The organism is Dehalococcoidia bacterium, from assembly GCA_021295915.1.
Classification (GTDB): Bacteria; Chloroflexota; Dehalococcoidia; order Lucifugimonadales; family UBA1123; genus VXRN01.
In genome coordinates this window covers 1-26743 of record JAGWBK010000020.1, presented here as the reverse complement: position 1 = coordinate 26743, position 26743 = coordinate 1, and the positions used below count along the sequence as shown (strand labels likewise).

General features: G+C 59.2%; 26 protein-coding genes. 19 read left to right on the top strand and 7 right to left on the bottom strand.

Translation table 11 applies throughout. The features are described from left to right. The coding region (locus tag J4G14_07480; GenBank protein MCE2457642.1) for a thiolase at nt 1-848 on the top strand (848 nt) is incomplete at its 5' end. Between the two features lie 32 nt (nt 849-880). Then, complete coding sequence (locus J4G14_07475) at nt 881-1300, top strand: OB-fold domain-containing protein (GenBank protein MCE2457641.1); 420 nt, start codon at nt 881-883, stop codon at nt 1298-1300. A 208-nt stretch (nt 1301-1508) separates the two neighbouring features. On the opposite strand, the gene J4G14_07470 is transcribed toward J4G14_07475, so the two are convergent. After that, entirely contained in the window at nt 1509-2936 is a 1428-nt protein-coding gene (locus tag J4G14_07470) for an alkaline phosphatase family protein (protein MCE2457640.1), read from the bottom strand. A 149-nt stretch (nt 2937-3085) separates the two neighbouring features. Here J4G14_07470 and J4G14_07465 point away from each other — a divergent pair, with 149 nt between their 5' ends. The 3 genes from J4G14_07465 to J4G14_07455 all read left to right on the top strand — a co-directional run bounded on the left by J4G14_07465 (nt 3086) and on the right by J4G14_07455 (nt 5838). Then, nucleotides 3086-3490: a carboxymuconolactone decarboxylase family protein gene (locus J4G14_07465; protein MCE2457639.1), complete on the top strand. Its 405-nt coding sequence runs from the start codon at nt 3086-3088 to the stop codon at nt 3488-3490. Between the two features lie 202 nt (nt 3491-3692). Further along, nucleotides 3693-4979, top strand: a complete 1287-nt coding sequence (locus J4G14_07460) for an iron-containing alcohol dehydrogenase (GenBank protein ID MCE2457638.1) — start codon at nt 3693-3695, stop codon at nt 4977-4979. 37 nt (nt 4980-5016) lie between these two features. Then, entirely contained in the window at nt 5017-5838 is an 822-nt protein-coding gene (locus J4G14_07455; GenBank protein ID MCE2457637.1) for a hypothetical protein, read from the top strand. 62 nt (nt 5839-5900) lie between these two features. Here the strand turns inward: J4G14_07455 and J4G14_07450 are convergent, their stop codons facing one another. After that, nucleotides 5901-6938 carry a hypothetical protein gene (locus J4G14_07450; protein MCE2457636.1) on the bottom strand — a complete coding sequence of 346 codons (1038 nt, stop codon included), beginning with the start codon at nt 6936-6938 and terminating at the stop codon, nt 5901-5903. A 123-nt stretch (nt 6939-7061) separates the two neighbouring features. After that, nucleotides 7062-7583, bottom strand: coding sequence for a nitroreductase family protein (locus tag J4G14_07445; GenBank protein MCE2457635.1), 522 nt, complete (start codon nt 7581-7583; stop codon nt 7062-7064). Nucleotides 7584-7707: 124 nt separating this feature from the next. Between J4G14_07445 and J4G14_07440 the strand changes: the two genes are divergently transcribed. Then, nucleotides 7708-8997, top strand: a complete 1290-nt coding sequence (locus J4G14_07440; GenBank protein ID MCE2457634.1) for an MFS transporter — start codon at nt 7708-7710, stop codon at nt 8995-8997. An 81-nt stretch (nt 8998-9078) separates the two neighbouring features. Here J4G14_07440 and J4G14_07435 read toward each other — a convergent pair whose 3' ends face one another. After that, nucleotides 9079-10332, bottom strand: coding sequence for a histidine--tRNA ligase (locus J4G14_07435; GenBank protein MCE2457633.1), 1254 nt, complete (start codon nt 10330-10332; stop codon nt 9079-9081). A gap of 235 nt (nt 10333-10567) precedes the next feature. Here J4G14_07435 and J4G14_07430 point away from each other — a divergent pair, with 235 nt between their 5' ends. From J4G14_07430 to rimM, 5 genes are all read left to right on the top strand, one after another. Then, nucleotides 10568-12703: a bifunctional (p)ppGpp synthetase/guanosine-3',5'-bis(diphosphate) 3'-pyrophosphohydrolase gene (locus J4G14_07430; protein MCE2457632.1), complete on the top strand. Its 2136-nt coding sequence runs from the start codon at nt 10568-10570 to the stop codon at nt 12701-12703. A 78-nt stretch (nt 12704-12781) separates the two neighbouring features. After that, nucleotides 12782-13039, top strand: a complete 258-nt coding sequence (rpsT, locus tag J4G14_07425; GenBank protein ID MCE2457631.1) for a 30S ribosomal protein S20 — start codon at nt 12782-12784, stop codon at nt 13037-13039. 122 nt (nt 13040-13161) lie between these two features. Beyond that, a complete protein-coding gene (gene rpsP, locus J4G14_07420) occupies nt 13162-13443 on the top strand; it encodes a 30S ribosomal protein S16 (protein ID MCE2457630.1) in 282 nt (93 codons plus the stop codon). After that, complete coding sequence (locus J4G14_07415; GenBank protein MCE2457629.1) at nt 13440-13670, top strand: KH domain-containing protein; 231 nt, start codon at nt 13440-13442, stop codon at nt 13668-13670. Before rpsP ends, J4G14_07415 begins: the two co-directional genes overlap by 4 nt. A gap of 11 nt (nt 13671-13681) precedes the next feature. Further along, nucleotides 13682-14284 carry a 16S rRNA processing protein RimM gene (gene rimM / locus J4G14_07410; GenBank protein ID MCE2457628.1) on the top strand — a complete coding sequence of 201 codons (603 nt, stop codon included), beginning with the start codon at nt 13682-13684 and terminating at the stop codon, nt 14282-14284. Between the two features lie 228 nt (nt 14285-14512). Here rimM and J4G14_07405 read toward each other — a convergent pair whose 3' ends face one another. Both J4G14_07405 and J4G14_07400 read right to left on the bottom strand, forming a co-directional pair. Continuing rightward, nucleotides 14513-14725, bottom strand: a complete 213-nt coding sequence (locus J4G14_07405; protein ID MCE2457627.1) for an Rdx family protein — start codon at nt 14723-14725, stop codon at nt 14513-14515. 228 nt (nt 14726-14953) lie between these two features. Continuing rightward, entirely contained in the window at nt 14954-15727 is a 774-nt protein-coding gene (locus J4G14_07400) for an enoyl-CoA hydratase (GenBank protein ID MCE2457626.1), read from the bottom strand. A 93-nt stretch (nt 15728-15820) separates the two neighbouring features. Here J4G14_07400 and J4G14_07395 point away from each other — a divergent pair, with 93 nt between their 5' ends. Together J4G14_07395 and J4G14_07390 are read left to right on the top strand one after the other, a co-directional pair. Next, on the top strand, nt 15821-16957 hold the full coding sequence (locus tag J4G14_07395) for a hypothetical protein (GenBank protein MCE2457625.1): 1137 nt from the start codon (nt 15821-15823) through the stop codon (nt 16955-16957). A 2-nt stretch (nt 16958-16959) separates the two neighbouring features. Continuing rightward, nucleotides 16960-18894: a S9 family peptidase gene (locus tag J4G14_07390; protein MCE2457624.1), complete on the top strand. Its 1935-nt coding sequence runs from the start codon at nt 16960-16962 to the stop codon at nt 18892-18894. Between the two features lie 992 nt (nt 18895-19886). On the opposite strand, the gene J4G14_07385 is transcribed toward J4G14_07390, so the two are convergent. Next, complete coding sequence (locus tag J4G14_07385) at nt 19887-20969, bottom strand: mandelate racemase/muconate lactonizing enzyme family protein (protein ID MCE2457623.1); 1083 nt, start codon at nt 20967-20969, stop codon at nt 19887-19889. 164 nt (nt 20970-21133) lie between these two features. Between J4G14_07385 and J4G14_07380 the strand changes: the two genes are divergently transcribed. The 6 genes from J4G14_07380 to J4G14_07355 form a co-directional block, all read left to right on the top strand. Continuing rightward, a complete protein-coding gene (locus J4G14_07380) occupies nt 21134-21505 on the top strand; it encodes a thioesterase (GenBank protein ID MCE2457622.1) in 372 nt (123 codons plus the stop codon). A 6-nt stretch (nt 21506-21511) separates the two neighbouring features. Beyond that, nucleotides 21512-22720, top strand: coding sequence for a CoA transferase (locus tag J4G14_07375; GenBank protein MCE2457621.1), 1209 nt, complete (start codon nt 21512-21514; stop codon nt 22718-22720). Nucleotides 22721-23070: 350 nt separating this feature from the next. Further along, a complete protein-coding gene (locus J4G14_07370) occupies nt 23071-23766 on the top strand; it encodes a response regulator transcription factor (protein ID MCE2457620.1) in 696 nt (231 codons plus the stop codon). 3 nt (nt 23767-23769) lie between these two features. Continuing rightward, nucleotides 23770-25155, top strand: a complete 1386-nt coding sequence (locus J4G14_07365; GenBank protein MCE2457619.1) for a PAS domain-containing protein — start codon at nt 23770-23772, stop codon at nt 25153-25155. Continuing rightward, nucleotides 25152-25925: an undecaprenyl-diphosphate phosphatase gene (locus J4G14_07360; GenBank protein ID MCE2457618.1), complete on the top strand. Its 774-nt coding sequence runs from the start codon at nt 25152-25154 to the stop codon at nt 25923-25925. The genes J4G14_07365 and J4G14_07360 overlap by 4 nt, the downstream gene beginning before the upstream one ends. Before the next feature lie 196 nt (nt 25926-26121). Beyond that, nucleotides 26122-26743 (top strand): substrate-binding domain-containing protein (locus tag J4G14_07355; GenBank protein MCE2457617.1); only part of this gene is annotated, 622 nt, incomplete at its 3' end.

Genomic DNA, 26743 nt, shown 5'->3' with positions numbered 1-26743 from the left:
AAGTTGCGCTCGTTACGCATGGAGAGGCTGGACGGAGCGCGCGCTCACGCGCCGGCGGCAACGCGTCGGAGCCGGGCCCGCAGTTCGAGTCCCCTTACGGATTCATAGGGGCACCGATTAACTATGCGATGGCAGCCCGCCGCTACATGCACCAGTACGGCGAAGACTACACGAGACAGGGAATGGCAGAAGTCGCAGTTGCGACTCGCAAGTGGGCAAACCTCAATCCGAGGGCATACTTCAAAGACGTCCCCATGACGTTCGACGAGTACCACGACTCTCGCTGGATCGCGTGGCCGTTCCACCTGCCCGACTGCTGTCTGGTAACGGACGCGGGCGGAGCGTACGTGATCACAACCGCGGAGAGGGCACGAGACCTGCCGAAGAAGCCGGTTTACGTTCTTGGCGCCGCCGAGGGTCACGATCACGGCCTGATTAGCACGATGCCAGACCTGACGCGGACATGGGCTCGTTACTCCGGGCCCAAGGCGTTGGAGAGGGCAGGTGTAACGCACGACGACATCGATCTCGCAATGATCTATGATTCATTCACCTACACCGTGCTCGCAACACTTGAAAGCCTCGGCTTCTGCGGGCCAGGAGAAGGCCCTGAATTCGTAGCGAACCAGCGGACTGCTCCGGGTGGAGACTTCGCGATGAACACCAGCGGCGGTGGGCTATCCTACACTCACTCGGGCATGTACGGTATGTTCCTCGTAGTCGAGGCTGTCAAGCAGCTAAGAGGCGAGGCCGGTGACAGGCAGGTCGACGACCTGAGTCTGTCGCTTGTGCACGGCACCGGCGGATCGCTGTCGTCCACCGGCACAGTGATTCTCGCGGTCGACTAAGTCAGCGCAACCCGCTCAAGGAGTAAATCAGGATGACCCAAGCATACAACAAGCCAATCCCCGTCCCGCAGGGCGAGTCGGACTTTTACTGGCAAAAGGCAAAGGAACACGAGCTGTGGCTCAGGTACTGCAACGACACCAAACAAGCGTATTTCTATCCACGTGACATCTCTCCGTACTGCTTCTCAAGGAACACAACCTGGGTGAAGGCTAGCGGCAACGCGACCCTGTTCACCTACGCGATCGTGCACCGCGCGCCACATCCGGGCTGGTATCCGGACGGTGTGCCGTTCGTCACTGCGATCGTGGAGTTGGAAGAGGGGCCGAAGATGCCGACCAACATCGTCATGGACGACCCGACTCCCGAGAAACTACAGATCGGGATGCCGCTGAAGGTGGTGTTCGAGGATATTACGGACACGATCACTCTTCCGAAGTTCGCGCCAGCCTAAACAAGGACCCAGAACGGAGATTCACGTCTGTCCCGTCTAGAGCTAGAATCAACCCGCCGGGGTGCTCGCCACCACCTGCGGGTTTGATTTTCTGACAGGCGTTCCGGGGGAACAGCCGGGAGCGCATCAGCCAGTGGAGCAGGACGGCTTATTGGCGTCGACCGAGTCGTGATCGGCAGCCAGAAGATAGGCGGTTAGCCGCGCAGGGCTAGCTCATCAGCCAGCCGCTGCCTTCGTCGATATAGCTTGTGCTATCCACGGTAGACACTCTGACGGTCTGGCAGTACATCCCGGCGGAAGTCTTTCGTTCGGCGCGATGTGTTGTTGAAGTCCAGTCAACAGAATTCTCACCACCTGCCAATGCTTCTGCCAGCACACGGCCTTCCATGTGTTCGGGTACTGGCAGTCCAAGTAGTTGTAGAACGGTGGGAGCGAGGTCGACGTTTCCCGTCGGGGACTGAACTCGGGTTGAGCTTCTGAAGCTCGGTCCGCGACCTATCAGGGTGTTGTTCATCTCGTGCCGGCTCATGGAGCCGTGCTGTCCCTGTCCTGGTTGGCCTCCACTAGAGTAGGCGAAGCCACTGTAACCCGCGTCGTTGGGGCGCGAGTCCCACCCGAAGGACATTGCCAGTTCCGGTGCCCTTGGGCCCTCGGCACCGGCCAGAGACATAGGCAGCGTCCCCTCGATTTCTCCTGCAGCTTCCGAAGCCAGCAGCGCTCCACACCAGGGTCTCTCCATGAGCCAAGCCGCGAGCCTTTGAGTAACGGCTCCTTCCTGGCAGTAGAAGAGGGCGCTGCCTCCGTTAGGAGCTACGATGACTTCCTCCTGAGTAAAGCCAGCGTCACGAGTGTACCACTCCACGTCCACGACCTCCTGAATGGTGGAGTAACCGTGGTCGGAGATGACAAGGACGTCGGTGTCTGACCCACGCCCGTTGGACTCCAGCCAATCGAGAATAGAGCCGAACCTAGCGTCTGCCTCCCTGATAGCCCGGTCCGACATCTCGGAGCCGACCCCGTGAGCGTGCTGGGCCTTGTCGGGCTCTGACGACCAGATCAGCGCGACTGCCGGTTGGCGTTCGGGCAGGATGTGCTCCGTGAGAATTCTGACGGCGTGGTCGAGGCGCGGTGTGTTGGGCATGGCCTCATCAGGCCACGGTCCGAATCTCGAATGGAGCCTGTCAGACAGGTCGTAAGGCAAAGTGAATTCGGGATGGATGGTCGCGCCGCCGGACTCGTCGGCGCGAGGGTTGTGTACGTATGCGTTTCCGGAGGTACCGACTCCGATGGCTGTGTACTCCATGCCCTGTTCAGACAGTATGTCCGCCAGTGTCGGAGCGAAGAGTACCCTACCCGTCTTCCTTGCTATATCAGCGAGGGTCGGCTCAAGTGCTGAGAAGGAGGCAGAAGGGTTGTAGTCGCGGGCTACCATTGTGTTGGCTGCAAGGCCATGCCTGCCGGAATATGTGCCTGTCACCATACTGGCTGCGTTGATTCGTGTGACGGACGGAAAGACCGGGTGGTGGCTTTCGAAGAACACCCCATCCGATGCGAACTGTGCCAGGTTGGGCATGAGATCGGGGCGCACCTGTGCTGGTTGGAGTCCGTCGAAGGCGGCGATGAGGATGGAGGTCATGGTATTCGTCCCTTTCTGAGTGTTGACATTATACGAGAGGAGATGGTTGTTTCGGGCGACCACTCTGAGCGGTTTCAGACATGCCTGACGGTACGTTTAGCCAGCCTGATAGAATGTGGCCGGCCACAAATCAAGGGAGTCCTGACTACATGAGCGAACTGAGACTGACAGAAGAAGCGAAAGACTACCTCGAAGCGGCAGAGCGGACGAGGGGATATACACTCGACTTTCACCGGGTAATGGCTGCGGCTGACTTCGAGTGGCTTCAGAAGTACAACCAGTTCATAGAGGCTACGTATACGGGTCAACGCACCCTGGACAGGAAGACCAAGGAGCTGCTGCAGGTGGCGGTTGAGGCCGCGCTCAGGGCCGATGTTTCGCAGATACAGGAGCACGTCCGTCTGGCGCTGGAGAACGGCGCGACGCCGACTGAGGTGTTGGAAGCTCTGGAAGCCGTGATCGCTCCGATGGGGGCACTGGCATTTCGTCGCGGGCTTCAAGCGTGGGCGGCAGAAGTTGGGATAGATTCGGACAAGCTGGAAGTTGGAGAGTAGCAATCAAACGAGATAGTGGACTTCCAGAGTAACAGATCGGACGCACAAACTGTGGAGAGTACAGGCCTTGCCAAGTGTTCGTGCTTTTCGCCCTCACCCCAGCCCTCTCCCCCAGGGAGAGGGGGCCAAAGCGCCTTAATCTGATCTCACTCGATCACGAACACAAGACGCCATATATCACATTCAGAAGAGGAAGATCTCAATGATCCATCATGAGCTAGAGACTGCATTCACCATGGACACGTCGTCGATCAAGTTTGGGCCTGGATCGACGAGAGAGGTAGGGTTCGAGATTGCAAAGCTCGGGGCGAAACGGGTGGCGGTGGTCACCGACCCTCGCATGGCCCAGCTGCAGCCGGTTGCAGTGGTGCTGGAGTCGTTGAGGGCGGAGGGTGTCGACGCGGTGCTGTTCGACGACGTCGAAGTCGAGCCGACGGACGAGTCGTTCAAGGCGGCGATCGAGTTCGCGGCAGATGGTGACTTTGACGGATTCATCTCGGTTGGAGGCGGGTCCAGCATCGACACTGCAAAGGCTGCAAACCTGTACTCGACGTATCCTGCGGACTTTCTTACCTACGTGAACGCTCCGATAGGGCAAGGCGCGCCGGTGCCGGGTCCAATCAAGCCTCACATTGCAGTGCCGACGACATCGGGTACGGGTTCCGAGACGACTGGGGTGTCTATCTTCGACCTGCTGGAGATGAAGGCCAAGACCGGTCTCGCGCACCGGGCGTTGAGGCCAACGATGGGAGTCGTGGACGCTGAAAACAGCCGTACGCTGCCGGGAATGGTCGCGGCATGCAGCGGATTCGACGTGCTGTGCCACGGTATCGAGTCGTACACCGCCCTGCCCTTCAGTCAACGCGAGGCGCCGCCAGACCCGGGGATGAGGCCAGCGTACCAGGGGTCAAATCCAATCTCAGACCTGTGGTCGACCAGGGCTATCGAGATGGTGGCACGCAATATCATCAACGCAGTCGAAGAGCCTGAGGACATCGAGTCGAGATCAAACATGATGCTCGCGGCGACGTTCGCAGGAGTCGGATTCGGGAACGCAGGATGCCACCTGCCGCACGGTATGTCGTATCCAGTGTCAGGCATGGTCAGGGAGTACGTGCCTGAAGGCTATCCGGACGACCACCCGATCGTGCCGCACGGAATGAGCGTCATCCTGAACGCGCCGGCGGTATTCAGGTACACGGCTCCAGCTAACCCTGAACGGCACCTGCACGCAGCGAGGCTAATGGGCGCGGACATCTCCGACGCGGGGCCTGAGGACGCGGGCGACGTACTGGCGGACGCCATAATCGCGCTGCTCAGGAGGCTCGGAGTTCCGAACGGGCTTGGCGCAATTGGATATTCGGCGGAGGACGCGCCTGCACTTGCGGCCGGGGCAGTCCCTCAGCAAAGAGTGATCAAGTTGTCGCCCCGTCCTGTCGAAGAAGCGGACCTGCGACAGCTATTCCTGGACTCGATGCGTTTGTGGTGATGGGGATCGGCTGAAGGCCGACAGGAAGTGGGTTAACGTGAACCGCTCGGCGTATCAGCAGGCGGTGGAAACGCTTCATCGGCTCGTGACCGACTCGATTGGCGTAGAGTTGATTGCCGACTTCCCATGCAACGAGTGCCCGATGGTGCATCATGTTGACCTTGTCTGGGGAGTCAACAGAGTTGAGCTGGGCGGCGAGTCCAGAGATTTGCCAGGGGGCCTGATGCTGTTGGACCGTCACTCGACGCTGGTTACTTCAGTCAGCGTTGTGCTTGGTGACGAACATGGAAGTATTGACCAGGCTGTGGAAGCAGAGGCACGTGTTGTCGAGTTCCACCTGGGGGCCAAGCGGCGAGGTCGTGGTAATAGACGCAGGCGCCCTTCGCTCGACAGTGGACTTGCCGTTACGACACGACTTGCGGAGTTGTCAGCCGGACGGTTGTACGTGGACAGGCACAACCTTGAGTGTACGCGTGCCCTTTGCATTGGGTGCAGGCTGACTCTCCCCCTTCGGACGATTTCAATTCGCGAGGTTACCTGCTGGGACTGCGGGCAGCCATCGAAGATTGCACTCGGAACCATAGATACCAAGATTCTCTATCCAGACGACTTCACTCAGGATGAACGGGAATTTGCGGTTGAGAATGGCGGAGTGACGCTAGGCATCCAGTCTAGTTCTGCTTTCGGCGACAGTTATCTTGCCAACGTGTGTGGGGAGTGTGGGAGCGTTCAGGGAGACTGGACGCTGGACGTCGACGTGCATGAGCGAACGCTAAGGTCGGGGGCTGATCAGCGGGTTGAGTTTGGGCCGTGCTCGGGGTGTGCGAGCGATTCACCCTCACCCCAGCCCTCTCCCTGAGGGAGAGGGGGCCATTGACTAGCCGACCATCTCTGTTTGCAGAGACGGGATGGCCGATGGCTCTACGTGGAGACGACCCTAACGCGGTGGTTGTTGCTGTCGGCGATGTAGATGGAGCCGTCGGATGCTATTTCGGCACCGTGAGGACGGTCGAGTCCGGCCTCGGTTGCGGGTCCGCCGTCGCCGTGGCCGCCAAGCTGTCCGCCTGCGATCGTGGTCACGAAGCCTGTGCCTCGATCTATGCGGCGAATGGCGTGGTTCTCAGTGTCGGTAACGATGATGTTTCCCTGGGCGTCGCAGCGAATCCCCTTGGGTCCATTCCAGGTGGCGGCAAGGGCGTGTCCACCATCGCCTGAATAGCCGCGTTCGCAGGTATCGCCTGCCAGAGTACGCATCAGGCCGTCCGCGCCAACCATGCGGACTCCGTTGCCCTCACGCTCAGCAATGAATACGTTGCCAGAGCTGTCCATGCAGACCGCACGGGCTCCGAGGATGCCGGCCTCACGTGCGGGTCGGCCGTTGCCGGAGCGCTCCTTCTCGCCGGTGCCGGCGAAGGTGTCGATGATGCCAGTCGAGAGATTGAGGCGTCGAATCCGCTGGTCCTGGATGTCGGCGATGAGCAGTCCACCGCGATTGTCGAGGAAGCAGTCGTTAGGCTCGCGCATCTGGGCCTCGTGGCCGGGGCCACCGTCGCCGGAGTAACCCATCTCACCTGTGCCTGCGACGGTCATGATGATGCCTGTCTCGCCATCGACCTTCCTGACGACGGTGTTGAGTCTGTCCACAATGTAGACGCTGCCGTCGGGCGCGATGGCGAGCGAATATGGCTCGTACATGGTGGCTTCAGTGGCGGGACCGCCATCGCCGGTGTAACCTTGCTCTCCTGTGCCTGCGATCGTCGTAATGATCCCGGTGGCAGCATCGATACGTCGGACTATATGGTTGGTGGCCTCGCAGACGTAGAGGTTGCCTGCGGCGTCGAAGGCGCACATGAATGGCTCACGCATTACGGCGGCGTTGGCGGGTCCTCCATCGCCAGAGTAGCCTGCCTCTCCGGTGCCTACGGCGGTGGTGATTGTTGGTGTTGCGGAGGATGACATAGGTGCTCCATATAGCCGATCAAGCTTGATTCAGTGGCTGAATTTCTCGCTCATGCGAGAGGTTAACAACAACCCTGGGTTCCGGCCTCCGACGGAACGACGGGAGGAGTGCTGCGCGATTCCCTAAGAGTAGGGCTGCCCGTAGTGTTCGGAGTGGGCGATCTGGGACAGGGGCTTTCGGTTCTTGACTCCCTGGCTTCCATCGTTGCCGTCCAGACGGTAGCCAAACGGCAGGACCGTAACCAACTCGAACGAGTCCGGGATTCCGAGCAGTTGCTTGACCTGGCTGTTCTGCTCTGCGATGCGAAGTCCGACGAAGCAGGTGCCGAGTCCTTCCTCCCAGGCCACAAGCTCGATGTTCTGCGTGGCGCGGCCGGTGTCGAGGTCGGCTCGGTCGGCGCTCTCCATGGCAATCGCGATTGCCATCGGAGCGTTGGCGATGAAGCGGCCGGATGAGGCGATATCCCCTAGCTTGGCGAGAGTGTCCTGATCCCTGATGACGATGAAGTGCCATGGCTGGAGGTTGCGGGAACTGGCGGTCCACTGCCCGGCTCTGACGAGCTTGTCGACGATCTCGTCAGGTACGGGATCCGGCTTGAATTCGCGGACGGTGAGTCTTGTTCTGACAGCTTCGTAGACGTCCATTTGGAGGCCTCCTGTGTGGGTTCTCATGAAAGGATACACGGGAATGCGCCGTCGTGCCGGGCTGGACGATGCGTGGGCTGGCTCGTACAATCGCGGCGGCTTTTGAGCCTTGAGGGGGCACGTCTTGGTTTCAGACAACATGCGGCCTGAAGAGGCGGGGAACAGGAACACGATCCTGGGGGTGATGTCGGCCGGGCATGGGGTGGCGCACCTTTACGACCAGGGCGTACCGGTGATGATGCCTTCGATCTCGTCGCACTTCGGTCTGAGCACGCTGCAGATCACCGTTCTGCTCGCGCTGAGATTCATCGGGTTCGGAGTCGTAAACATCGGCGGTGGGCTGGTGGTGGACATGCTCAAGCGACACTGGGGCATCATGCTGACGGGCTGCATGGTGGGTGCTGCCATCTTCTTTGCGCTACTCGGCGCGTCTCCAGGTTACATCGTGCTGATACTCGTTGTGCCTCTTGTGTCGATTCCCGGTGCGTTGTGGCACCTGCCCTCAGCGGCGTCGCTCTCGCAAGTGTTCGCGGACCGTCGTGGGTTCGCAATCTCGATACACGGGCTGGGCTCCAACCTGGGCAACATGGTGGGACCAGTGGTGGCCACAGGGCTGCTGGCGGTGCTGACCAAGTGGCGTGGGGTGAGCGTCGGAGGCGCGACTGTCATTCCAACCTGGATTGTCCCAGTCGTACTCAGGAGTTGGCGTGGCGTCATGTATATCTACGTCATCCCTGCCCTGGTCATGGGCGTGCTGGTGTGGATCTTCCTGAGGCACGTCGGTCGGATCGGTTCAGTGCAGACACGGAGCCTGTCCGAGCAGCTTAGGGAGTCTGTCGGCATCATGCGGCATCCTGGCGTAGTGCTGCTGGTGGCTGCGGCCATGCTGAGAGGCGTAGGTCTGGACTCGGTATTTGCGTGGACGCCGTTCTACCTGACGGAGTCGCTGGGCAAGGAGGACCTCGACTACGGCTTCCACTACGCGCTGGTCTCGGGGATGGGGATAGTTTCGGCGCCGATCCTCGGATACCTGTCGGACCGATACTCTCGGAAGGCGGTGATGGTGCCAGGGTTCTTCCTCGCTGCTGTGATCTCGCTCGTAACCGTTGCTGCCGGAGATGGGATACTGCTGACTCTGGTGCTTGCGGGAACGGGATTGTTCAGCTTCGCGCTGCATCAGATAGTGCAGGCAGCGGTGCTGGACGTCGTCGGGAGAGGTACTGAGGCCACAGCGGTTGGCCTGATCTTTGGGCTGAACGGGATACTCGGAGCGGTGTCGCCGTTCCTCGGGTATTTCGTTATCGAGAACTTCGGCGGGTACGGGTCGGTGTTCTACTACTCGGGGATACTTACGGCTATCTCGGCTGTGCTGGTGATTCTCGCGCCGATGAAGGCGCTGCCGGTGAGGGAGTAATGCAAGTGGATCAGGTTACGTAGGGATCGGGGGTCCTTCGACAGGCCCAGGGCGAACGAATTGTCGGCTTACCTAACCCTGTCAGCCATGGCTGAGTGTATCCACGATGGTGGCCAGGGGTACGTCTTCCTGGGTGCTGTTGGACAGGTCTCGCAGGGCAGCGACGCCGTTGGCGAGTTCGTCGTCGCCAATGATGAGGGCGTGGGTCGCGCCTGAGTTGGAGGCGTAGCGAAGCTGGGCCCTGAGACCCCTTGGGGGCGCCAGTGTGGCCGCAATGCCGGCTGAACGCAAGTCGGAGGCGATGCGGACTCCGGCGGTCTTGGCTGCGTCGCCGAGGTGGACGACCATGACCCGGGTACGTTCACTGCCGTCGACCTGTACGTTCTGGCTCTTGACGTTCTGGATGACTCGTTCGAGTCCCATGCCGTAGCCGATGCCGGGGGTTGATCTGCCGCCAAGCTGTTCGATCAGGCCATCGTAGCGTCCGCCGCCAACGATGGTCACCATCCTGCCCTCTTCAGGGGGCGCGATCTCGAATACGGTGCGGGTGTAGTAGTCGAGGCCGCGCACAAGGCGGTGGTCAACCTGGTAGTCGAGGCCGGTCGCTTCCAGGTAGCGACGTAGGTCGCCCCAGTGAGTATCACAGTCAGAGCATAGGTGGTCCGCGCTGGCGGGCGCTTCGTCGACGAATGGCTGGCACTGGTCGTTCTTACAGTCCAGAAGTCTGAGTGCGTTTCGGTCGATACGGCGCTCGCAGTCCTCGCAAAGTGAGTCACGGTGACCGGAGTAGTAGGTCCTTAGTCGTTCGATGTAGGCAGGTCTACACTCGGGGTCGCCGATAGAGTTGATGGTGAGCGACAAATCGGAGAGGCCTACCTGTTCCAGGAAGCGCCAGCCGACCTCGATGACTTCGGCGTCGACGCTGGCGTCGGGCTCGCCAATGACTTCGATTCCGAACTGGGTGTGCTGCCGGTAGCGGCCGGACTGGGGTCGCTCATATCGAAAGACCGGGCAGATATAGAATAACCTGACCGGTTGAGTCATGTTTTGCATGCCGTGCTGCAGGTAGGCGCGGCAGACGGGAGCAGTCCCCTCGGCGCGGAGCGTGAGCATGTCGCCGCCGCGGTCCTCGAAGGTGTAGGTTTCCTTTTCGACTATGTCCGTGGTCGACCCTACTCCCCGCTCGAAGAGTCCGGAATCCTCAAATACAGGCGTATCTATGCGATGGTAGCCGAACCGGGTGGCGACTTCCTCTGCCGTTGAACGGACGAAGCTCCAGTATGCCTCGTCTTCGGGCAGCACATCGGATGTTCCTCGCGGGGCCTGAAACTGCAACTCGAAACTCCCTGCTTTCAATTGTGAAGCATTGTACTATAATCACTTAATCAGGCTGATGGTCTGGGACTTGGTCTTGGCGTTGCAAGAAGTGACTTGTGCCAAGTCTGGAGATTCACCCTCACCCCAACTCTCTTCCTGAGGGAGAGGGAGCTTTCGTTCCACGAGGGTGACGCAAGTCCACGTCATGCAGCCATGTTGCCGGGGAGGTCCAACAGTGCTGGAAACGCTCTTGATGAAGGCCAGGGAGTACCTGCCTGAGGAGCGTCTCGGAGTTGTGGAAGAGGCATTTCACTACGCTGCCGAGGCGCACAGCGGCCAGATGCGGAAGTCAGGCGAGCCGTTCCTGGAACACCCCTTTCAGACTGCCATGGTCCTGGCCGACCTGAAGTTGGACCCCGATGCGCTGGCTGCCGGACTGCTCCATGACGTGGTAGAGGACAGCCCGGACGTACTGATCGGAGATATCCAGGGCAGGTTCGGTAACGACGTGGCGCGCCTGGTTGACGGCGTGACCAAGTTCACCGAGGCCGAGCTAGTCGCCGCAGGGGCAGTTGGCACGCAACAGGCGACGAGAGCACAGGCTGAGACCATCCGCAAGATGCTGATGGCGATGGCTGAGGACATCAGGGTCGTACTGATCAAGCTGGCCGACAGGCTCCACAACCTGCAAACGATCCGGCACCTTCCGGAATCCAAGAGGATAGAGAAGGCGCAGGAGACACTTGACATCTATGCCCCACTCGCGCACCGGCTGGGAATCTGGGAGATCAAGTGGCAGCTCGAGGATATGGCCTTCCAGCAGCTCAACCCTACCGAGTACAAGGAAATCTCGCAGCGTCTGAAAGTGAGGCGGGAGGAGCGAGAGACCTACATCGCAGAGGCGAGGGCGATCCTCGATGCGGAGCTTGCCAGGACATCCATTAGAGCGGATGTTTTTGGCAGGCCAAAGCACCTGTTCTCGATCTACAAGAAGACCGGCAAGTACGCCCGTCAGAACAAGACAGTGGACGACATAAACGACCTGTTCGCCCTCAGGGTGCTCGTCGACTCCGTGGCAGACTGCTACGCCGCGCTGGGCGTGATTCACAGCAGGTGGCATCCCGTTCCCGGTGAATTTGATGACTACATCGCGAACCCTAAGGAGAACCTGTACCAATCGATTCATACGACTGTGATCGCAGAAGACGGCCATCCCGTCGAGATACAGGTGCGGACCCACGAGATGCACCAGCTTGCGGAGTACGGCGTCGCGGCGCACTGGCTCTACAAAGAGGGCACGGGCGCAGGAGACCCGTTTGAACAGAAGATGGTGTGGCTACGGCAGATCATGGAGTGGCAGAGAGACGTTGCCGAAGCCGAGGACTTCGTCGAGTCGCTCAAGACCGATATCTTCCAGAACCAGGTCTTCGTCTACACCCCTGTCGGTGAACTCAAGGAGTTGCCAAACGGCTCGACGCCACTTGACTTCGCTTTCAGAGTGCACTCGGACCTTATCTTCAGGTGCATCGGCGCGAAAGTTAACCAGAAGCTGGTGCCTCTGACCTATCAACTCAAGAACGGCGATACATGCCAGATCCTGACTTCCAAGACGGTACGCGGGCCGAGTCTCGACTGGCTGAACGAGGACCTGGGCTACATCAAGACTAACTCGGCGCGGTCGAGGGTGCGGCAGTGGTTCAAGCGTCAAGAGCGTTCGGTCAACATCCAGAGAGGTCGGGACCTGTACAACCGGCACATCCGCAGGTTGACGACCGCGCCTGACGACCAGGTCGCAGGAATGATGGGCATCGCCGGGCTGGACGACTTCCTGTCAGCCCTGGGCGACGGTTCAGTTTCAGTTACCCAAGTGGTCAACAAGCTAAGCTCCCGTGAGAAAGAGGCCGAAGAAGAGGTCCACCGCCAGCAGGAACTCGGGCTGCCGATCAGTCCCAGCACGGGCATCGAGGTGCTCGGTGTGGGCGACCTGCTGATGTCGATGGCGCGCTGCTGCAACCCCATCAACGGCGACGAGATCATCGGCTACATCACGCGGTTCAGGGGAGTGACAGTTCACAGAAGGAACTGCCCGAACATCCTGCACGAAGACGAGCCTGAGAGGCTTGTGCCGGTGTCGTGGGGGAAGACCGAGGTCAAGTACCCGGTGCGAATTCAGGTCAGAGCAATGGACAGGGTCGGTCTCTTGAGGGACGTGACATTCGTGGTGTCCGGCGAGAACGTCAACATTGCGTCATGCGTGTCTGAGGAGTATGACGGCATTTCAATTGTCACGCTTACGCTACACGTTAGTGGCATCGATCAGCTCAGCAGGCTGTTCTTCAGGCTCGAAGCGATCAGGGGAGTAATGACAGTCACCAGGAGCAACGTGTGATTTAGACGACTCGAATGGGATGTCTCAAACCTGATACAATTATCCGTCGTCAAGCACACACCTAACGGAGAAACACAATTGCCTTCAGCCAAGTCGAATCGAGCATCACTGCGCAAGCGGGACAGGAACCTGCCAATGCGGTCACGTGCGAAGACTCACATAAGGAGCGCACGGAGACTTATAGACGACGGTGACCTGGATGCTGCCGACACAGCAGTAAAGTCAGCCGTAGTTGCACTGGACAAGGCTGTCGCCAAGGGTGCGCTTCACGCAAACAATGCATCCAGGCGTAAGTCGAGGCTGATGAGCCAGCTCAGCCAGGCCAGGAACGGGTAGCTCGCCCATTTGAGGGACGAGGCAAATGCCCTTACACTAGCAACCTGAGGTTTCACCCTCACCCTGAGGGAGAGGGGCTTCAGCTAGCAATACAGAACAATCAGCAATTGAGAGTGGACTAGATGCTCAAGATTCGACTCAGGAGAACAGGTGCACGGCACCAGCCCAGCTACAGAGTGGTTGTAGCTGACGCAAGGGCTGCCCGAGATGGCGCCTTTGTGGACCATCTTGGCCACTACAACCCTCGGACTGAGCCGCCGACGGTCGTCATAGACGAAGAGAAGGCGCTCAAGTGGCTCAGGCAGGGCGCACAGCCGTCCGATGCGGTCAGGCAGTTGCTGACAACCCTGGGCACCTTGGACAGAGTCAAGGCCGGGGCCGAAACTGAGGCTGCGGCCGAATGAAAGAGCTGGTCGAATTCATCGCCAAGTCGATTGCCTCCGAACCTGACGAGGTCAGAGTCACCGAGGAAGAGGACGAGGACGGTCGCATAATCGTCAAGCTCGAAGTCGCACCAGACGACAAGGGCAAGGTAATCGGCCGCCAGGGGCGTGTTGCCCAGTCGATGAGACACCTCATTCGAGTTGCAGCGGTAAAGCAGGGCACACGAGCCACACTCGAAATCGTCTGAGGACATTACCGATGCCTGCGCGGTCCCGTTCAAAGAAGTCGCCGGGCACGGAGCCTAAAAGACGTACACCCAAGCCTGCACGAAGTCGCAAGACCGAATCGAAGCGCGTCCCAGAACCACCCGATGGGCATGTTGTCGTTGGGCAAATAACAGGATCGTGGGGACTCAGGGGCGACGTCAAGGTCCAACCGCAGTCCGACTTTCCCGGGCGATTTTCTGAAGGGTCGGTGCTTTACATAAATGGCACACGTGACAGCATCGAGGCATCCCGACTATATCGTGGGGGTTATGTGATCCGCCTGTTCGGTGTGACCGACAGGACTAAGGCAGACTCCATGCAGGGCTTGCTGCTCACCGTTCAGGAAGACGAGATCCCCACTCTCCCTGAAAACACCTTCTACCACTTCCAGTTAATCGACATGAAGGTGTTCAGCGACGAGGGAGAAGCGCTAGGCACCATAGTGGAGATACTCGATACCTCGGCGAATGACGTCTATGTCGTCAGGGGTGATGAGGGCCCTGACCTGCTGATTCCAGCGATTCGCGAGACAGTGCTGGATGTGGATGTGGAGGCCGGGCGAATGACGGTACATCTGGCTCCGGGGCTGCGTTGAGGTTACCTAATTCTAGCCTAGGGGGCACGCGGGATTCTCACACTCCTCCAAGTTACAGGAGGATTGGTAATTCTACGTTTCACCCTCACCCTAGCCCTCTCCCTGAGGGAGAGGGGAACTAATCTTCGCCCGCCTATGCTCGACTGAATGCGAGGGATCTGCATCAGCACCAAAGCAAAAGGCCCCGGTACTAGACCGGGGCCTTCGCTTTAAGCTTGGTAGCTTGGCTTAGTTGTCGTCAGCTGGTACCAGTGCATCCAGTCTGCTCCTGACAATAGCCCGCAGCTCCTTGACTCGGTTGAGGTGAGGCGTCTGCCCGCCCTCTTCAGACTTGTCATAGATCTTGTCGCCATCGACGAATACCTGAAGTACTCCGCCGACGCCGGGCTTGACATCTATCGATACGTCCTTACCACCTTCTGCCACGAACTCGTTGACCATCCAGGCCGCAACTCCGTGGTACTGTCAAGGAACGCAGTAGATGATCTCAATGTCCATTCTGCCTTCACCAGCCATCCGACACCTCCTGTAGAATACTTGGCTCAAGACATATTTATGAGGCCATAAAGACCTCTTATATCTTGAACCATTAGTTACAGTCGCAAGTTATCACAAAGGAGACTTTGTGTCAACTACCGCAGGGATCAGTATCGAAACTTGTGAAAACCCTTACGTGGGCCAGATTGGTGGCCTCTTTTCGAGGAAAGCGTGGATTCCCTCGATGGCATCGGGGTGCTGGAGGTTGTCAACCATGACTTTCTGGGACACTTGGTAGGCCTCAGGACGGTCAAGAGACATCTGACGGTAGAAGGCTGACTTTCCCATGGAGACCGTGCTTGTGGGCGCCGATGCGACCTTGCGTGCAAGGGACAGCGTCGCCTCCTGTAATACTTCAGCCGGAACCACGCGGTTAACCAGCCCGTTATTCATGGCCTCCTGAGCGGGGACAGGTTCACCGGTCAGGAGCATCTCCATGGCGACCTTAGCGTGTACCGCCCTGCCGAGGGCCACGGCAGGCGTCGTACAGAAGAGACCGATGTCGACTCCAGGGGTTGCGAAGGCGGCATCCTCTGAGGCGATGGCGAGGTCGCAGGTCGCCACGAGTTGACATCCGGCTGCAGTGGCCAGGCCCTGAACACTTGCAATCACCGGCTTTGGGAGGAGACGGATCGTCTCCATGAGCCTGGTGCAAAGTGCGAACACGAGCGTCTGGTCTTCCCTGTCCCCTTCTGCCAACTCGCTGAGGTCGTGCCCAGAGCTGAACACCGGGCCATTAGCCGCGATTACCACGACCCTAACATCTGAAGACTTCTCGGCTTCAGCCAAACACTGCAACAGTTCTCCCATCATCTCGGACGACAAGACGTTTCGACGGGTGGGATCGTTGAGCGTCAGGGTGGCGATGCCTTCCTGCACGTGCCGGGTAACCAATGGGCCGGTCAATGGCGCATCCTTTCGGTCGTATGGGTGTTTCGATTATACATCGAGACGATTGATAGAATGGTCAAGGCAATCTAGGAAACGAAAGGAAGTCGTGTGGCTCAGTCAGAAACTACAGTTAGCATCGAAGGCCAGAAATGGTTGATCAATGGTGAACCAACTCATGCAGGCAGGGAGTACCGTGGCTGGCGGATCGAGGGGCTGCTACTGAACAGCCGGATGGCTAACGCGATCTTCGACGATTCCAACACTCTAACTCAGTTCCTGTGGCGCTACCCTGATACTGGTGAATGGGACGCGGACCGCAACACGGATGAGTTCTCCGGGCGACTGGCTCACTACAGGGGACATGGGCTGGACGCGGTAACCGTCAACCTACAAGGGGCGGCACCCTTCGGATACTACAGACAGCATCTGTTTCGAGAGATGCTTGACGATCTAGGGGTCTCCTACAGCGACGAGGAACTCTGGGCCGGTCTGCCGAGCCCTGATTCACAGCCGTGGCACAACTCGCCACTTGGAGCAGACGGCTCCATGGAATCCAGTGGTCACCTGGACCGGCTGACAAGGATTCTGAAGCGTACCGACGAACTCGGTATGGTCGTTGTCCTGGGTATCTTCTACTTCGGGCAGGATGAAAGGCTTGAGAGCGAGGCGGCCGTCTGCCGGGCAGTCGACGAGACCTGCCGGTGGGTGCTTGAGAATGGCTGGCGGAACGTGGTTATCGAGATCAATAACGAGTGCAACGTACAGAGGTACGAGCACGAAATCCTGCAGCCGCACCGAGTCCACGAGCTCATCGAGCGTGCGAAAGGGCATAGTGCCGGAGGCGAGAGGCTGCTGGTTGGCACCAGCTATGGAGGCGGGAGAGTGCCCGACGACTCGGTGTGCGAGGTCTCGGACTTCCTGATGCTGCACGGGAACGGGGTTACGGACCCTGCCAGGATCGCTGAGATGGTGGATGAGACGAGAGCGCTGGAGAGCTACACTCCCAAGCCGATCATGTTCACCGAGGACGACCACTTTAACTTTGATGAGCCGTTTAACAACTTCACCGCCGCGCTATCGCGGGGAGCGGGTTGGGGATACTTCGACCCGGGGGCCGGGGCCGGTGGACAGTCGGCATCTGGAAATTACACTGACGGATACCAAAACGTCCCTATCAACTGGGGCATCAACACGCCACGAAAGAGAGCCTTCTTCGACCTGCTCAGAAAGGTGACCGGAGCTTAGCCATGCCAACCACAGCGCCATACGGATCCTGGAAGTCCCCGATAACGACTGACCTGATAGTCGAAGGCTCAGTCTCTTTGGGTTCGATGCAGATCGACGGAGACGACCTTTACTGGGTCGAAATGCGACCGCAGGAGGGCGCTCGGAACGTGATAGTCCGGCGCACTCCCGGGGGCGAAGTCAACGACGTGACACCAGCTCCCTACAACGTGCGTACTCGTGTCCATGAATACGGTGGACTGTGCTTCTGGGTGAAAGACGGCGTGGTGCTGTTCTCCAACTTTGCTGACCAGAGAGTCTACCGGCAAGAGCCGGGGGGACAGCCAGAGCCGATCACACCGGTGGGCGTGGACCTGCGGTACGCCGACGGGGAGATCGACGCTGGAACCGGCAGGCTGGTCTGCGTCAGAGAAGACCACCGCAACGCAGACCGGGAGGCGGTCAACACCATCGTCGCGCTTGATGTCACGGACGGAGGCGAGGGTGAGGTGCTCGTCATCGGCAGCGACTTCTACGGGTATCCGTCAGTCAGTCCTGACGGTTCACAGATGGCGTGGCTTTCGTGGGACCACCCAAACATGCCGTGGGACACCACCGAGCTGTGGGTCGCCAGCGTTCAGGGAGACGGCACACTTGGCGACCTCGTAAAGATTGCCGGTGAGGAAGGCGAGTCGGTCTTCCAGCCTGAGTGGTCACCGGATGGGACACTCTACTTCGTGTCAGACAGGACGGGATGGTGGAACCTGTACCGATGTAGGAGCGGTCATATAGAGGCAATGGCGCCGATGCAGGCAGAGTTTGGAGCGCCTGCATGGGCCCTTGGCACAAGAACCTATGCGTTTGAGTCGGCTGACAGGATCGTGTGCAAGTACGTGGAGAACGGCTTCTGGAAGCTGGCGACGATTGACACTCGGACGACTCAGTTCACGCCTGTTGAGTCTCCGTACACCGAGATGTCCCGTGGCGACATCGTGGCCGGGAATGGACATGCGGCACTGGAGGCAGGGTCGGCAGCCCTACCCGACTCCCTGGTCTCACTCAACGCTGACACCGGGGCGATAGCGCCGCTAAAGCAATCGCGAGCCGTCCCTGTGGACGATGGGTACATTTCCGAGCCGCGCTCAATAGAGTTCGAGACCACTGGCGGAAAGACCGCCTATGCCTACTATTACTCAGTCAAGAACGCTGACTTCGAAGGGCCTGACGACGAGAGGCCTCCGCTGCTTGTGGTTAGCCACGGAGGGCCGACAGGGTCGGCATCGACATCGTTCAACCTCTCGTACCAGTTCTGGACCAGTCGCGGCATCGCTGTGGCTGACGTCAACTACGGTGGGAGCACTGGTTACGGCACCGAGTACCGCCGAAGACTCAACGGTCAATGGGGAATCGTGGACATCGACGACTGCATCAACGCTGCGCTGTACCTGGTCGATGAGGGAGAGGTGGACGGTGACAGGCTGATGGTGCGAGGTGGCAGCGCCGGTGGCTACACGACACTTGCATCGCTTACGTTCAGAGACGTGTTCAAAGTGGGGGCAAGCTACTACGGGGTGAGCGATCTCGAAGGGCTGGCGACTGAGACCCACAAGTTCGAGTCGCGCTACCTGGACTCGATGGTTGGGCCCTACCCTGAGCGTCGCGACCTTTACGTGGAGCGTTCACCCATACATCACACTGACCAGCTCTCGTGTCCGATTATTCTGCTGCAGGGCCTGGAGGACAAAGTCGTTCTGCCCAACCAGGCAGAGGTCATGGTGGATGCGCTGCGGGACAAGGGACTGCCTGTCGCTTACCTGCCTTTCGAGGGCGAGCAGCACGGGTTCCGAAAGTCGGAGAACATCATGCGGGCGCTCGAGGCTGAGCTGTACTTCTACGCTCGTATCCTGGGATTCGAAGTGGCAGACGAGATCGAGCCAGTGGAGATCGAAGGGCTGTAGACTGCCGGGAACTCTGAGAGCATAGACGTGTCCGTCGGAGGAACCGAAGAACACAACATCATCGACCACTCTTGGAGACGAAGAAACGCTGCCTTCGGTCGCGTATCGCCACTGTAAGTTGCCAGTCGTGGCACCAACGGCGAATAGGTGGTTGTCGAAGGAGCCGAAGTAGACAACTCCGTCCACGACGGCTGGAGATGACTCTATTCGGCCGCCTGTTTGATGTCGCCAGATGACCAGTCCAGTCATGACGTCCAGTGCGTATAGGTATCGGTCTCTGGAGCCGACGTACACGACTTCATCTGCGACACGAGGGGAAGAGACCACCCAATCCCCGGTCTCATACCGCCAGACCTCGCGACCTGTACTGGTGTCGACAGCGTACACGTGGTCATCACAAGAACCGAAGAAGACCTTTCCATCGTGGATAGCTGGGGATGAAAACACGACCCCGTCGGTCCCGAAACGCCACTTAGTTCTGCCGGTTGATGCCTCGATGGCGTGCAAAGAACAGTCATTGGAGCCAGCGAAAAGGACCCCTTCGACAACTCTGGGAGAGGACATCACCCAATCTTCAGTCGCATTGCGCCAGATGATTTCACCGGTTGCAGCGCTCAGGGCGCTAAGGTTGTTGTCGGTGGAGCCGATGTAGACTACTGCTTCCGCAATAGCAGGAGACGAGAAGACGCCTTCGCCGAGCTGCGTTTGCCAGTGGACTTCTCCACTTAAGGCGTCGAGAGCGCAGACAGGTCCTTGCCAGAACCCGACATAGACCACTCCATCAACAACGCGGGGTGAGGCATAGACCTTCCCCCCAGCACTGTGTGTCCAGCGGGGTTCACCAGTTTCTGAATCGAGTGCCAGCAGGTTACCGTCTTCTGAGCCGATGTACACAATGCCATCCGAGATGGCGGGACTGGAAGAGACGACATCGGCTGTCCGGTACTTCCAGATAAGCTCGGCGTTCTGCATTCAGCCCTTCCTTGCACCTACTAGCCGTCAGCCAGACGGCGGACCATGTCTTCGTCCAATTCGACGCCAAGACCGGGGCCAGTTGGAACGGCGATGTGTCCATCCACGACCTGCAGGGGCTCCTTGAGGATGGGCCACTCGTCACGGATCGAGATCGGCTCGATGTTGTACTCCTGAGAGTAAGGGACCATCGCGCTCGCGGCGCAATAGTGCAGGTGGGCAACCGTGCTCAGGATTGGCTGGGTGTTGTGGACGGTGATAGGAATGTTGAACGCTGATGCGAGGGCGTCGATCTTCAGGAACTCGGTGAAGCCGGGAACCTTGACTATGTCGGGCTGGATGATGTCCACCCTGCCCTTGAGTATCAGGTCTCGGTACTCGTGGTGGGTGTAGATCATCTCACCTGAGGCGATTGGGATTGTCAGAGCATCTGCGATCTGTGCCAGTCCTTCGAGGTCCTGGGCTGGACGAGGCTCCTCGAAGTGGAAGACACCCAACTGCTCCAGGGCTGCGCCGATCTCGATCGAGTGGTGAACTGAGAACGCTCCGTTTACATCGACCAGAATGTCGATGTCGTCCCCGACGGCGGCTCTCACCTCCGTGACGGTGTCCACTGTCTGGTCTGCGGGATGATCGATGGCGCCGGGGACCGCGCTGTGCAGCTTGTAGCCCGTGTAGCCCTGTTCGACGAAAGAAGCCGCGCGTCTGCCCTCATCAAGTGGATTGAGGTCACGGCGCATGGAACTGGCGTATACCGGGATGCTGTCGCGGCGCGCTCCACCGAGGAGGTTAGAGATCGGGACGCCGAATGCCTTTCCCTTGATGTCCCACAGCGCGATGTCGAGTCCGGCGATTGCGCAGAAGATCGCGCCGCCCATCTCCACCGCAGAGCCGGCTCGCATCATGTCTTCGAAGCGAGGAGTAGTCTCGCGCGGGTCCTTCCCGATGATCGCGGGGGCAAGATGATCGTCTATCAGGGTCTTCGTCACGGACGGCTGCCGGCGGAAGCACTCTCCGATTCCCGTTATGCCCTCATCAGTGTGTATCCATACGAATGGGAAATCGCCGCTGAGGATCCTGCATTCAACTGATGTAATCTTCATCAGCTTCCTCCGTTGATCTTTTCATTGGGAAGTGTTCGCAGTGTGCCCGGACAGGATATCAGGCTCGCGAATTGTTCGGCGGGTCGGCAGTCATGCTCTGCTACAATTGGCTCGCGAATTTTCGACATATCGACACATAGAGAACTGCGAAGGAGTTAATCACAATGGCGATGGAGAATATCTCACCTGGGCAGGAGGCAGTCCTGAAGGTGGAGGTCACCAAGGAACTGACAACTAACAGGATGGGGAGAGAGGGCGCTGACGTGCTTTCAACTCCACACCTGCTGGGACTGATGGAAAACGCCAGCATCCAGGCGACGGACCCGCACCTCCCAGAAGGGTACACGTCCGTGGGTTACGCAGTGGACGGTCTCAGGCACATCGCGCCGACCAGTGTTGGCGGTGTCGTCACGGTGCGTTCGGTGCTCACAGAGGTCGACCGCAACCGGCTTACATACGAGATCGAGGCCCACGAAGGCGACAAGCCGATCGGCAAGGCGGTCCACAAGAGGGCGGTCATTTCTTCAACAGGATAGCCCGGGTTGTCTCTAGAAGTGTCTGGATTTCTCGAAGGACTGAGGGTTCTTGACCTGAGCCACTGGGTCGCAGGGCCCTACGCGACCCGGCTGATGGCAATTCAGGGAGCCGAGGTCATCAAAGTAGAACGGCCCGACGGTGGCGATCCGGCCCGGCGTGTGGGCCCCTACCCTGACGATACACCCGACATCAACGCGGGTGCGCTGCACCTGTATCTGAACTCGTCCAAGAAGAGTATCACGCTCGACATTTCCACGGTGACAGGAAGGAAGATCCTTCAAGAGCTAGTGGAGTGGGCTGAGGTAGTCGTGGAGAACTTCCACCCTCGTGTCATGACATCGCTTGGGCTGGACTATGAGAGCCTGAGGGCGCAGAAGTCATCACTGGTGATGACCTCAATATCCAACTTCGGCCAGACTGGACCATACAGGGATTACGAGGCCAAGGAGATCAACCTGTATGCTGCCGGCGGGCTGATGTACATCACTGGCGACCCGGAGAAAGAGCCTCTGCAGATGGCGGCACGGCTGGCGCAGTATGGGGCTGGACAGAACGCGTTCGCGGGAACGCTGTCGGCCCTATGGCACCGGGACTCGACAGGTGAAGGTCAGCAAGTCGATGTGGCCATATCCGAGTACCTGGCTACGATTCTTGAGAATGCGCTGAGCATGTACTCCTACGCCGGTGCGAACTTCCAGCGCACTGGCAACCGTGGCTACGGACGTGCGGCGTGGGGGCCCTACCCGTGTCGGAATGGCTATGTCGGGGTTATTGCAGGGCCGGACCACAAGTGGCCCGAGATGGCTGAACTCATGGGTATCCCGGAGCTTGGCAACCCCAAGTTCGACGATCGAGCCGGGCGCGGGGAGAACGCTGACGAACTGGACTCGCTGATGCTTCCGTGGCTGATGGCACACGACAAGCGGGACATCTTCGAGCGGGCACAGAACCGGGGGCTTGCCTTTTCGTACGTGGCTACTCCTGAGGACATCCTGGGATGGGAGCACCTAGAGTCGAGGGACTACTTCGTGGAAGTTGAGCATCCGGGCGGTGAAACGCTCCGGCATCCTTCCGGGCCTTTCAAGACAGACGAAATGAAGTGGCGTCTTGAGTCCGCTCCGTCTCTTGGGGACCACAACCGGGAAGTCATCTGCGGCCTGCTTGGATACTCGAACACCGACCTGATCAGGTTGAGGGGGATGAAGGTCATATAGGTGTTGTAGAGGACTGGCTGTATAACGAGCAACCTGCAGTCAATCCGCCTTCACCCTCACCCCAGCCCTCTCCCTCAGGACTTACAGGGGTAGGTATTCGCAAACCGTCATTCCGGCGAAGGCCGGAATCCAGGGGAGGCGGATGTCCTTCGACAAGCTCTGGACGAACGAAGGGGCGGCCTACCTACACCTGTAAGCCCTGAGAGAGAGGGGGCACACTAAGGACTTACCATACCCGACAGGATTTCGTGGGAATTACGGGTCTTCCACACAATGAAGCAGCCGGGCCGAATGTGGTAGTCTCGAAACGGGGATTAACTCACTCGCTGGTGAAGAGAGGTCGAGATTGTATGTCCAACACAGTCCTCGTCGTCGAAGATGAACCCAACCTCCTGACTGCCCTCAAGTACACCCTTGAGCAGGAGGGGTATCACACCCTGACAGCTACAAATGGCGAGTCCGGGTTGAATATCGCGCAGTCGAATAACCCGGACCTCGTGATCCTCGACGTGATGCTTCCCAATCTCGACGGGTTCGAGGTATGCAGAATCCTCCGAAGGCACTCGGAAGTTCCCATACTGATGCTGACGGCACGCGGTGAAGAATTAGACCGTGTCGTAGGCCTCGAACTTGGAGCTGACGACTATGTGACCAAGCCGTTCTCCATGCGTGAGCTCCTGGCAAGGGTCCGAAATATGCTTCGCCGGTCTGCGCCACCCGCATCGGAGAACTCAGCAGATGAATCTGAGATCATCAGCTCCGGGAATCTGACGATAGACCTGGCGAGTCACTCGATCACACTGGAAGGTGAAGACCTCGCAATGAAGCCGCGTGAATTCTCCTTACTGGCGCTATTGGCCGCCAACAGGGGAAGAGCGTTCACGAGAGACCAGATCCTGGAACGGCTCTGGGGACACGACTACATCGGTGATTCACGGACGGTCGACGTTCACATCCGGTGGCTTCGCGAGAAGATCGAACCTGAGCCATCACAGCCCTGCCGAATCGTAACGATTCGTGGCGTAGGGTACCGATTCGACGGCTGATTGATGAACTGGCGGCAACTGTTCAGAGGAACTGCGGTCGCTTACATCGTTGCTCCGCTTCTGGCTTTCAGCGCCACCCTACTCTTCGCAGCTGGTCTGGGCCTCGACTGGGAGGTCTCCTTCAACAGGGCCATAGGGCTCATCGGACTAGTGTGTGGCGCAGCCGGTATTGCGGCAGCTGTTTACGTTCTTGTCGCATCCCGGAGAGAGCGGGCATTGATGCGTCAAGTGACTGAGGGCGCGAGGCGGATGGCAGAAGGGGAGCTGGGCCAGAGAGTGGTCTCGTCCCCGTCTCGCGAGCCCAACAGTCTGACCGAAGAGTTCAACAGAATGTCAGAGGTCATAGAATCCCAGGTGCGTACTTTCGAGGCCGAGAGGCGACAGATGGCTGTGGCGATTGACACGATGGGCGACGGAGTCATCGTAGTTGACTCGGAGACGACGGTGACGCTGGTCAGCCGTGCCGCGGAGTGGCTCCTGGGAATAAATGCACAGACTGCGAGGGGGCGCCCCCTCGCACAAGTCGTGAGAGATCCCGAGGTGCTCAACCTGGTCGCCGCTGCCTCGGGGACCCGCCAGATGCAGCGGGCAGAACTTGAGCTTCTGTACGAGCGCAGGTTTCTCGGGGTGATTGCCACGCCGGTATCCGGAAATGACCGTGAGGATGTTGTCCTAACCATTCGGGACGTAACGAGAGCGAGGCAGATAGAGACGACACGAAGGGAATTCGTGAGCAACGTCTCTCACGAACTGCGAAGCCCTCTGGCGTCCGCGAACGCGATGGTGGAGGTCCTGGAGTCCGGGGCGATCGATGACAGGGAAACGGCCTTCGACTTTTTGCAGAGGATACGGGGAGACGTGACCAGAATGACCTCCCTTGTGGACGAACTGCTGGAGCTTTCCAGCCTCGAAAGCGGTCAGATGCCTGTCCACCTCGCCCCAGTGAGCGTGGACGATGTGCTCGATGAGATAGCTGAGAGATTCCAGTTTGCGGCATCGTCGGACGGTATCGAGTTAATGTGTCACGCTCAGAAGGGGCTGCCCCATGTGATGGGCGAACAGCGCAGGCTGGAGCAAGTCCTTACGAACCTGGTGGAGAACGCACTCCGGTTCACGCCCAGCGGCGGCAAGATCACTTTGAACGCCCATCGGGATGGTGACTGGGTGGCCCTGACCGTCAAGGACACCGGAGTCGGGATACCGAGAGAGCACCTTCCGCACATATTCGAGCGATTCTACAAGGTGGACCGGTCACGAAGAGAACAGGGTACGGGGCTGGGCCTGGCAATCTCGAAGCACCTGGTTCAGGTGCAGGGTGGAGATATAAGCGCCACGAGCGTCGAGGGGGAAGGCAGCGAGTTCAGGGTTAAGCTCAGAAGGGCGACTTGAACTACACGGAAGCAGTTCTGCTCGGCGCCCTGCAAGGCGTGGCGGAGTGGCTGCCTGTCAGTTCAGAGGGTCTGGTGACAGCAACCTACTCGCTGATTGCGGGCCGCAGCCTTTCCGAGTCGGTTGGGATTTCGCTCTGGCTGCATATCGGGACTGCATTCGCCGCATTGGCAGCGTTCCGAGCCGAGGTCAGACGGCTGGTTGGTGCCCTGTTTAGCTCGCCTCTCTCACTGGACCCAGTCTCGAAGTTCGTTGTCATGGCGACGTTGGTCAGCGCCCCAATCGGGATGGCGCTATTGCTGGGACTGGAAGAATTCTCACAAGTCGCGAGCGGACTCGCCATGGCAGCGGTTGGACTTCTCATGATGGTGACTGCCGGTGTGCTATACAGGGGACAGCAGCGGGAAGCGCGTGAGCGTGAGGAGGCAGGATGGCTGGACGCCGTACTCGCCGGCTTCGTGCAGGGGCTCGCGGCATCCGGTCTGACTCTCGCTGTCCTCCTTGGACGTGGCATCGACAGGCGAGACGCCATCACGCTGAGCTTTCTGATGAGCATTCCCGTCAGTGTCGGAGCGGGGCTCTACGCTGGCATCCGCACCAGCGCACACTCTTCGCCGGAGTCGGTCGTGGCATTGGTGGTAGCCGCACTGGTCGGGTTTGTGTCGATTAGAACGCTGATTGCACTTGCCGGACGAGTCAACTTCGGCTGGTTTGTAGCGATCGCTGGGGTCGTCATCATCGCAGGGGGTTTTTGGCAGGCACTTGGGTGAGTGCAGCAGTGCTAACCAGGCCTTATCAGCCCGCTAACACTCCGTTAAACATTGCTTAACTGTCTGTTGACCCGCTTCCGCTAGAGTTCTACTCCGAGTGCCCGTGCTGACCGGCCACCGCGCCAAAGGGAACCGGGCACACAAGCGAAGTGAACCAATCATTGCGGAGGGATGAGCGATCATCATGTTAAGTGAGATGCGAGCCAGGATATTTGACCTGCCGGGGCTGTTTGTCCTGGCAGTCCTAGTTGGAGCGCTGACAGTGGCGGCATGTGGCTCGGAAACGACATCCGAGACACCTCAGGCGCCAGCTCAGCCAGCGGCAGCCCAGCCAGCGGCACCAGCGGTGGCCGGGACAGGGGCGGCTCCTACACAGCCGCAGCAGCCCGCTTCGGCGATGCCCGCGGCGACCGCGCTGCCCCCGATGGTGGGAAGCGTTCCCACGCCTACCCAGCAGATGGTTCAGGAGCGAGCCAGGCTGAAGGGCACGATTGAAATTGACGGCTCCAGCACAGTGGCGCCAATCACAGAGGCGGTGGCTGAGGACTTCAGGGCCGTGGCTCCAGATGTTCTCGTAAACGTCGGGATCTCCGGCAGCGGCGGAGGCTTCAAGAGGTTCGTAGTCGGCGACACCGACATCTCCGATGCCTCCAGGCACATCAGTGAGAAGGAAGCCGCATCAGCCGAAGAGAACGGCATCGAATACTACGAGCTCCTGGTAGGTCTCGACGGCCTTTCGGTCTTGGTCAACCCGCAGAACGACTTCGTTGACTGCATGACGGTCGAGCAGCTCAACGAGGTCTGGAAGCCTGAGAGCA

Bases quoted from the DNA above. Each gene is read 5' to 3' on its own strand.
- J4G14_07475 (MCE2457641.1), top strand. From the start codon at position 881: ATGACCCAAGCATACAACAAGCCAATCCCCGTCCCGCAGGGCGAGTCG.
- J4G14_07470 (MCE2457640.1), bottom strand. From the start codon at position 2,936: ATGACCTCCATCCTCATCGCCGCCTTCGACGGACTCCAACCAGCACAG.
- J4G14_07465 (MCE2457639.1), top strand. From the start codon at position 3,086: ATGAGCGAACTGAGACTGACAGAAGAAGCGAAAGACTACCTCGAAGCG.
- J4G14_07460 (MCE2457638.1), top strand. From the start codon at position 3,693: ATGATCCATCATGAGCTAGAGACTGCATTCACCATGGACACGTCGTCG.
- J4G14_07450 (MCE2457636.1), bottom strand. From the start codon at position 6,938: ATGTCATCCTCCGCAACACCAACAATCACCACCGCCGTAGGCACCGGA.
- J4G14_07445 (MCE2457635.1), bottom strand. From the start codon at position 7,583: ATGGACGTCTACGAAGCTGTCAGAACAAGACTCACCGTCCGCGAATTC.
- J4G14_07430 (MCE2457632.1), top strand. From the start codon at position 10,568: ATGAAGGCCAGGGAGTACCTGCCTGAGGAGCGTCTCGGAGTTGTGGAA.
- rpsP (MCE2457630.1), top strand. From the start codon at position 13,162: ATGCTCAAGATTCGACTCAGGAGAACAGGTGCACGGCACCAGCCCAGC.
- J4G14_07415 (MCE2457629.1), top strand. From the start codon at position 13,440: ATGAAAGAGCTGGTCGAATTCATCGCCAAGTCGATTGCCTCCGAACCT.
- rimM (MCE2457628.1), top strand. From the start codon at position 13,682: ATGCCTGCGCGGTCCCGTTCAAAGAAGTCGCCGGGCACGGAGCCTAAA.
- J4G14_07405 (MCE2457627.1), bottom strand. From the start codon at position 14,725: ATGGTCAACGAGTTCGTGGCAGAAGGTGGTAAGGACGTATCGATAGAT.
- J4G14_07390 (MCE2457624.1), top strand. From the start codon at position 16,960: ATGCCAACCACAGCGCCATACGGATCCTGGAAGTCCCCGATAACGACT.
- J4G14_07385 (MCE2457623.1), bottom strand. From the start codon at position 20,969: ATGAAGATTACATCAGTTGAATGCAGGATCCTCAGCGGCGATTTCCCA.
- J4G14_07380 (MCE2457622.1), top strand. From the start codon at position 21,134: ATGGCGATGGAGAATATCTCACCTGGGCAGGAGGCAGTCCTGAAGGTG.
- J4G14_07370 (MCE2457620.1), top strand. From the start codon at position 23,071: ATGTCCAACACAGTCCTCGTCGTCGAAGATGAACCCAACCTCCTGACT.
- J4G14_07365 (MCE2457619.1), top strand. From the start codon at position 23,770: ATGAACTGGCGGCAACTGTTCAGAGGAACTGCGGTCGCTTACATCGTT.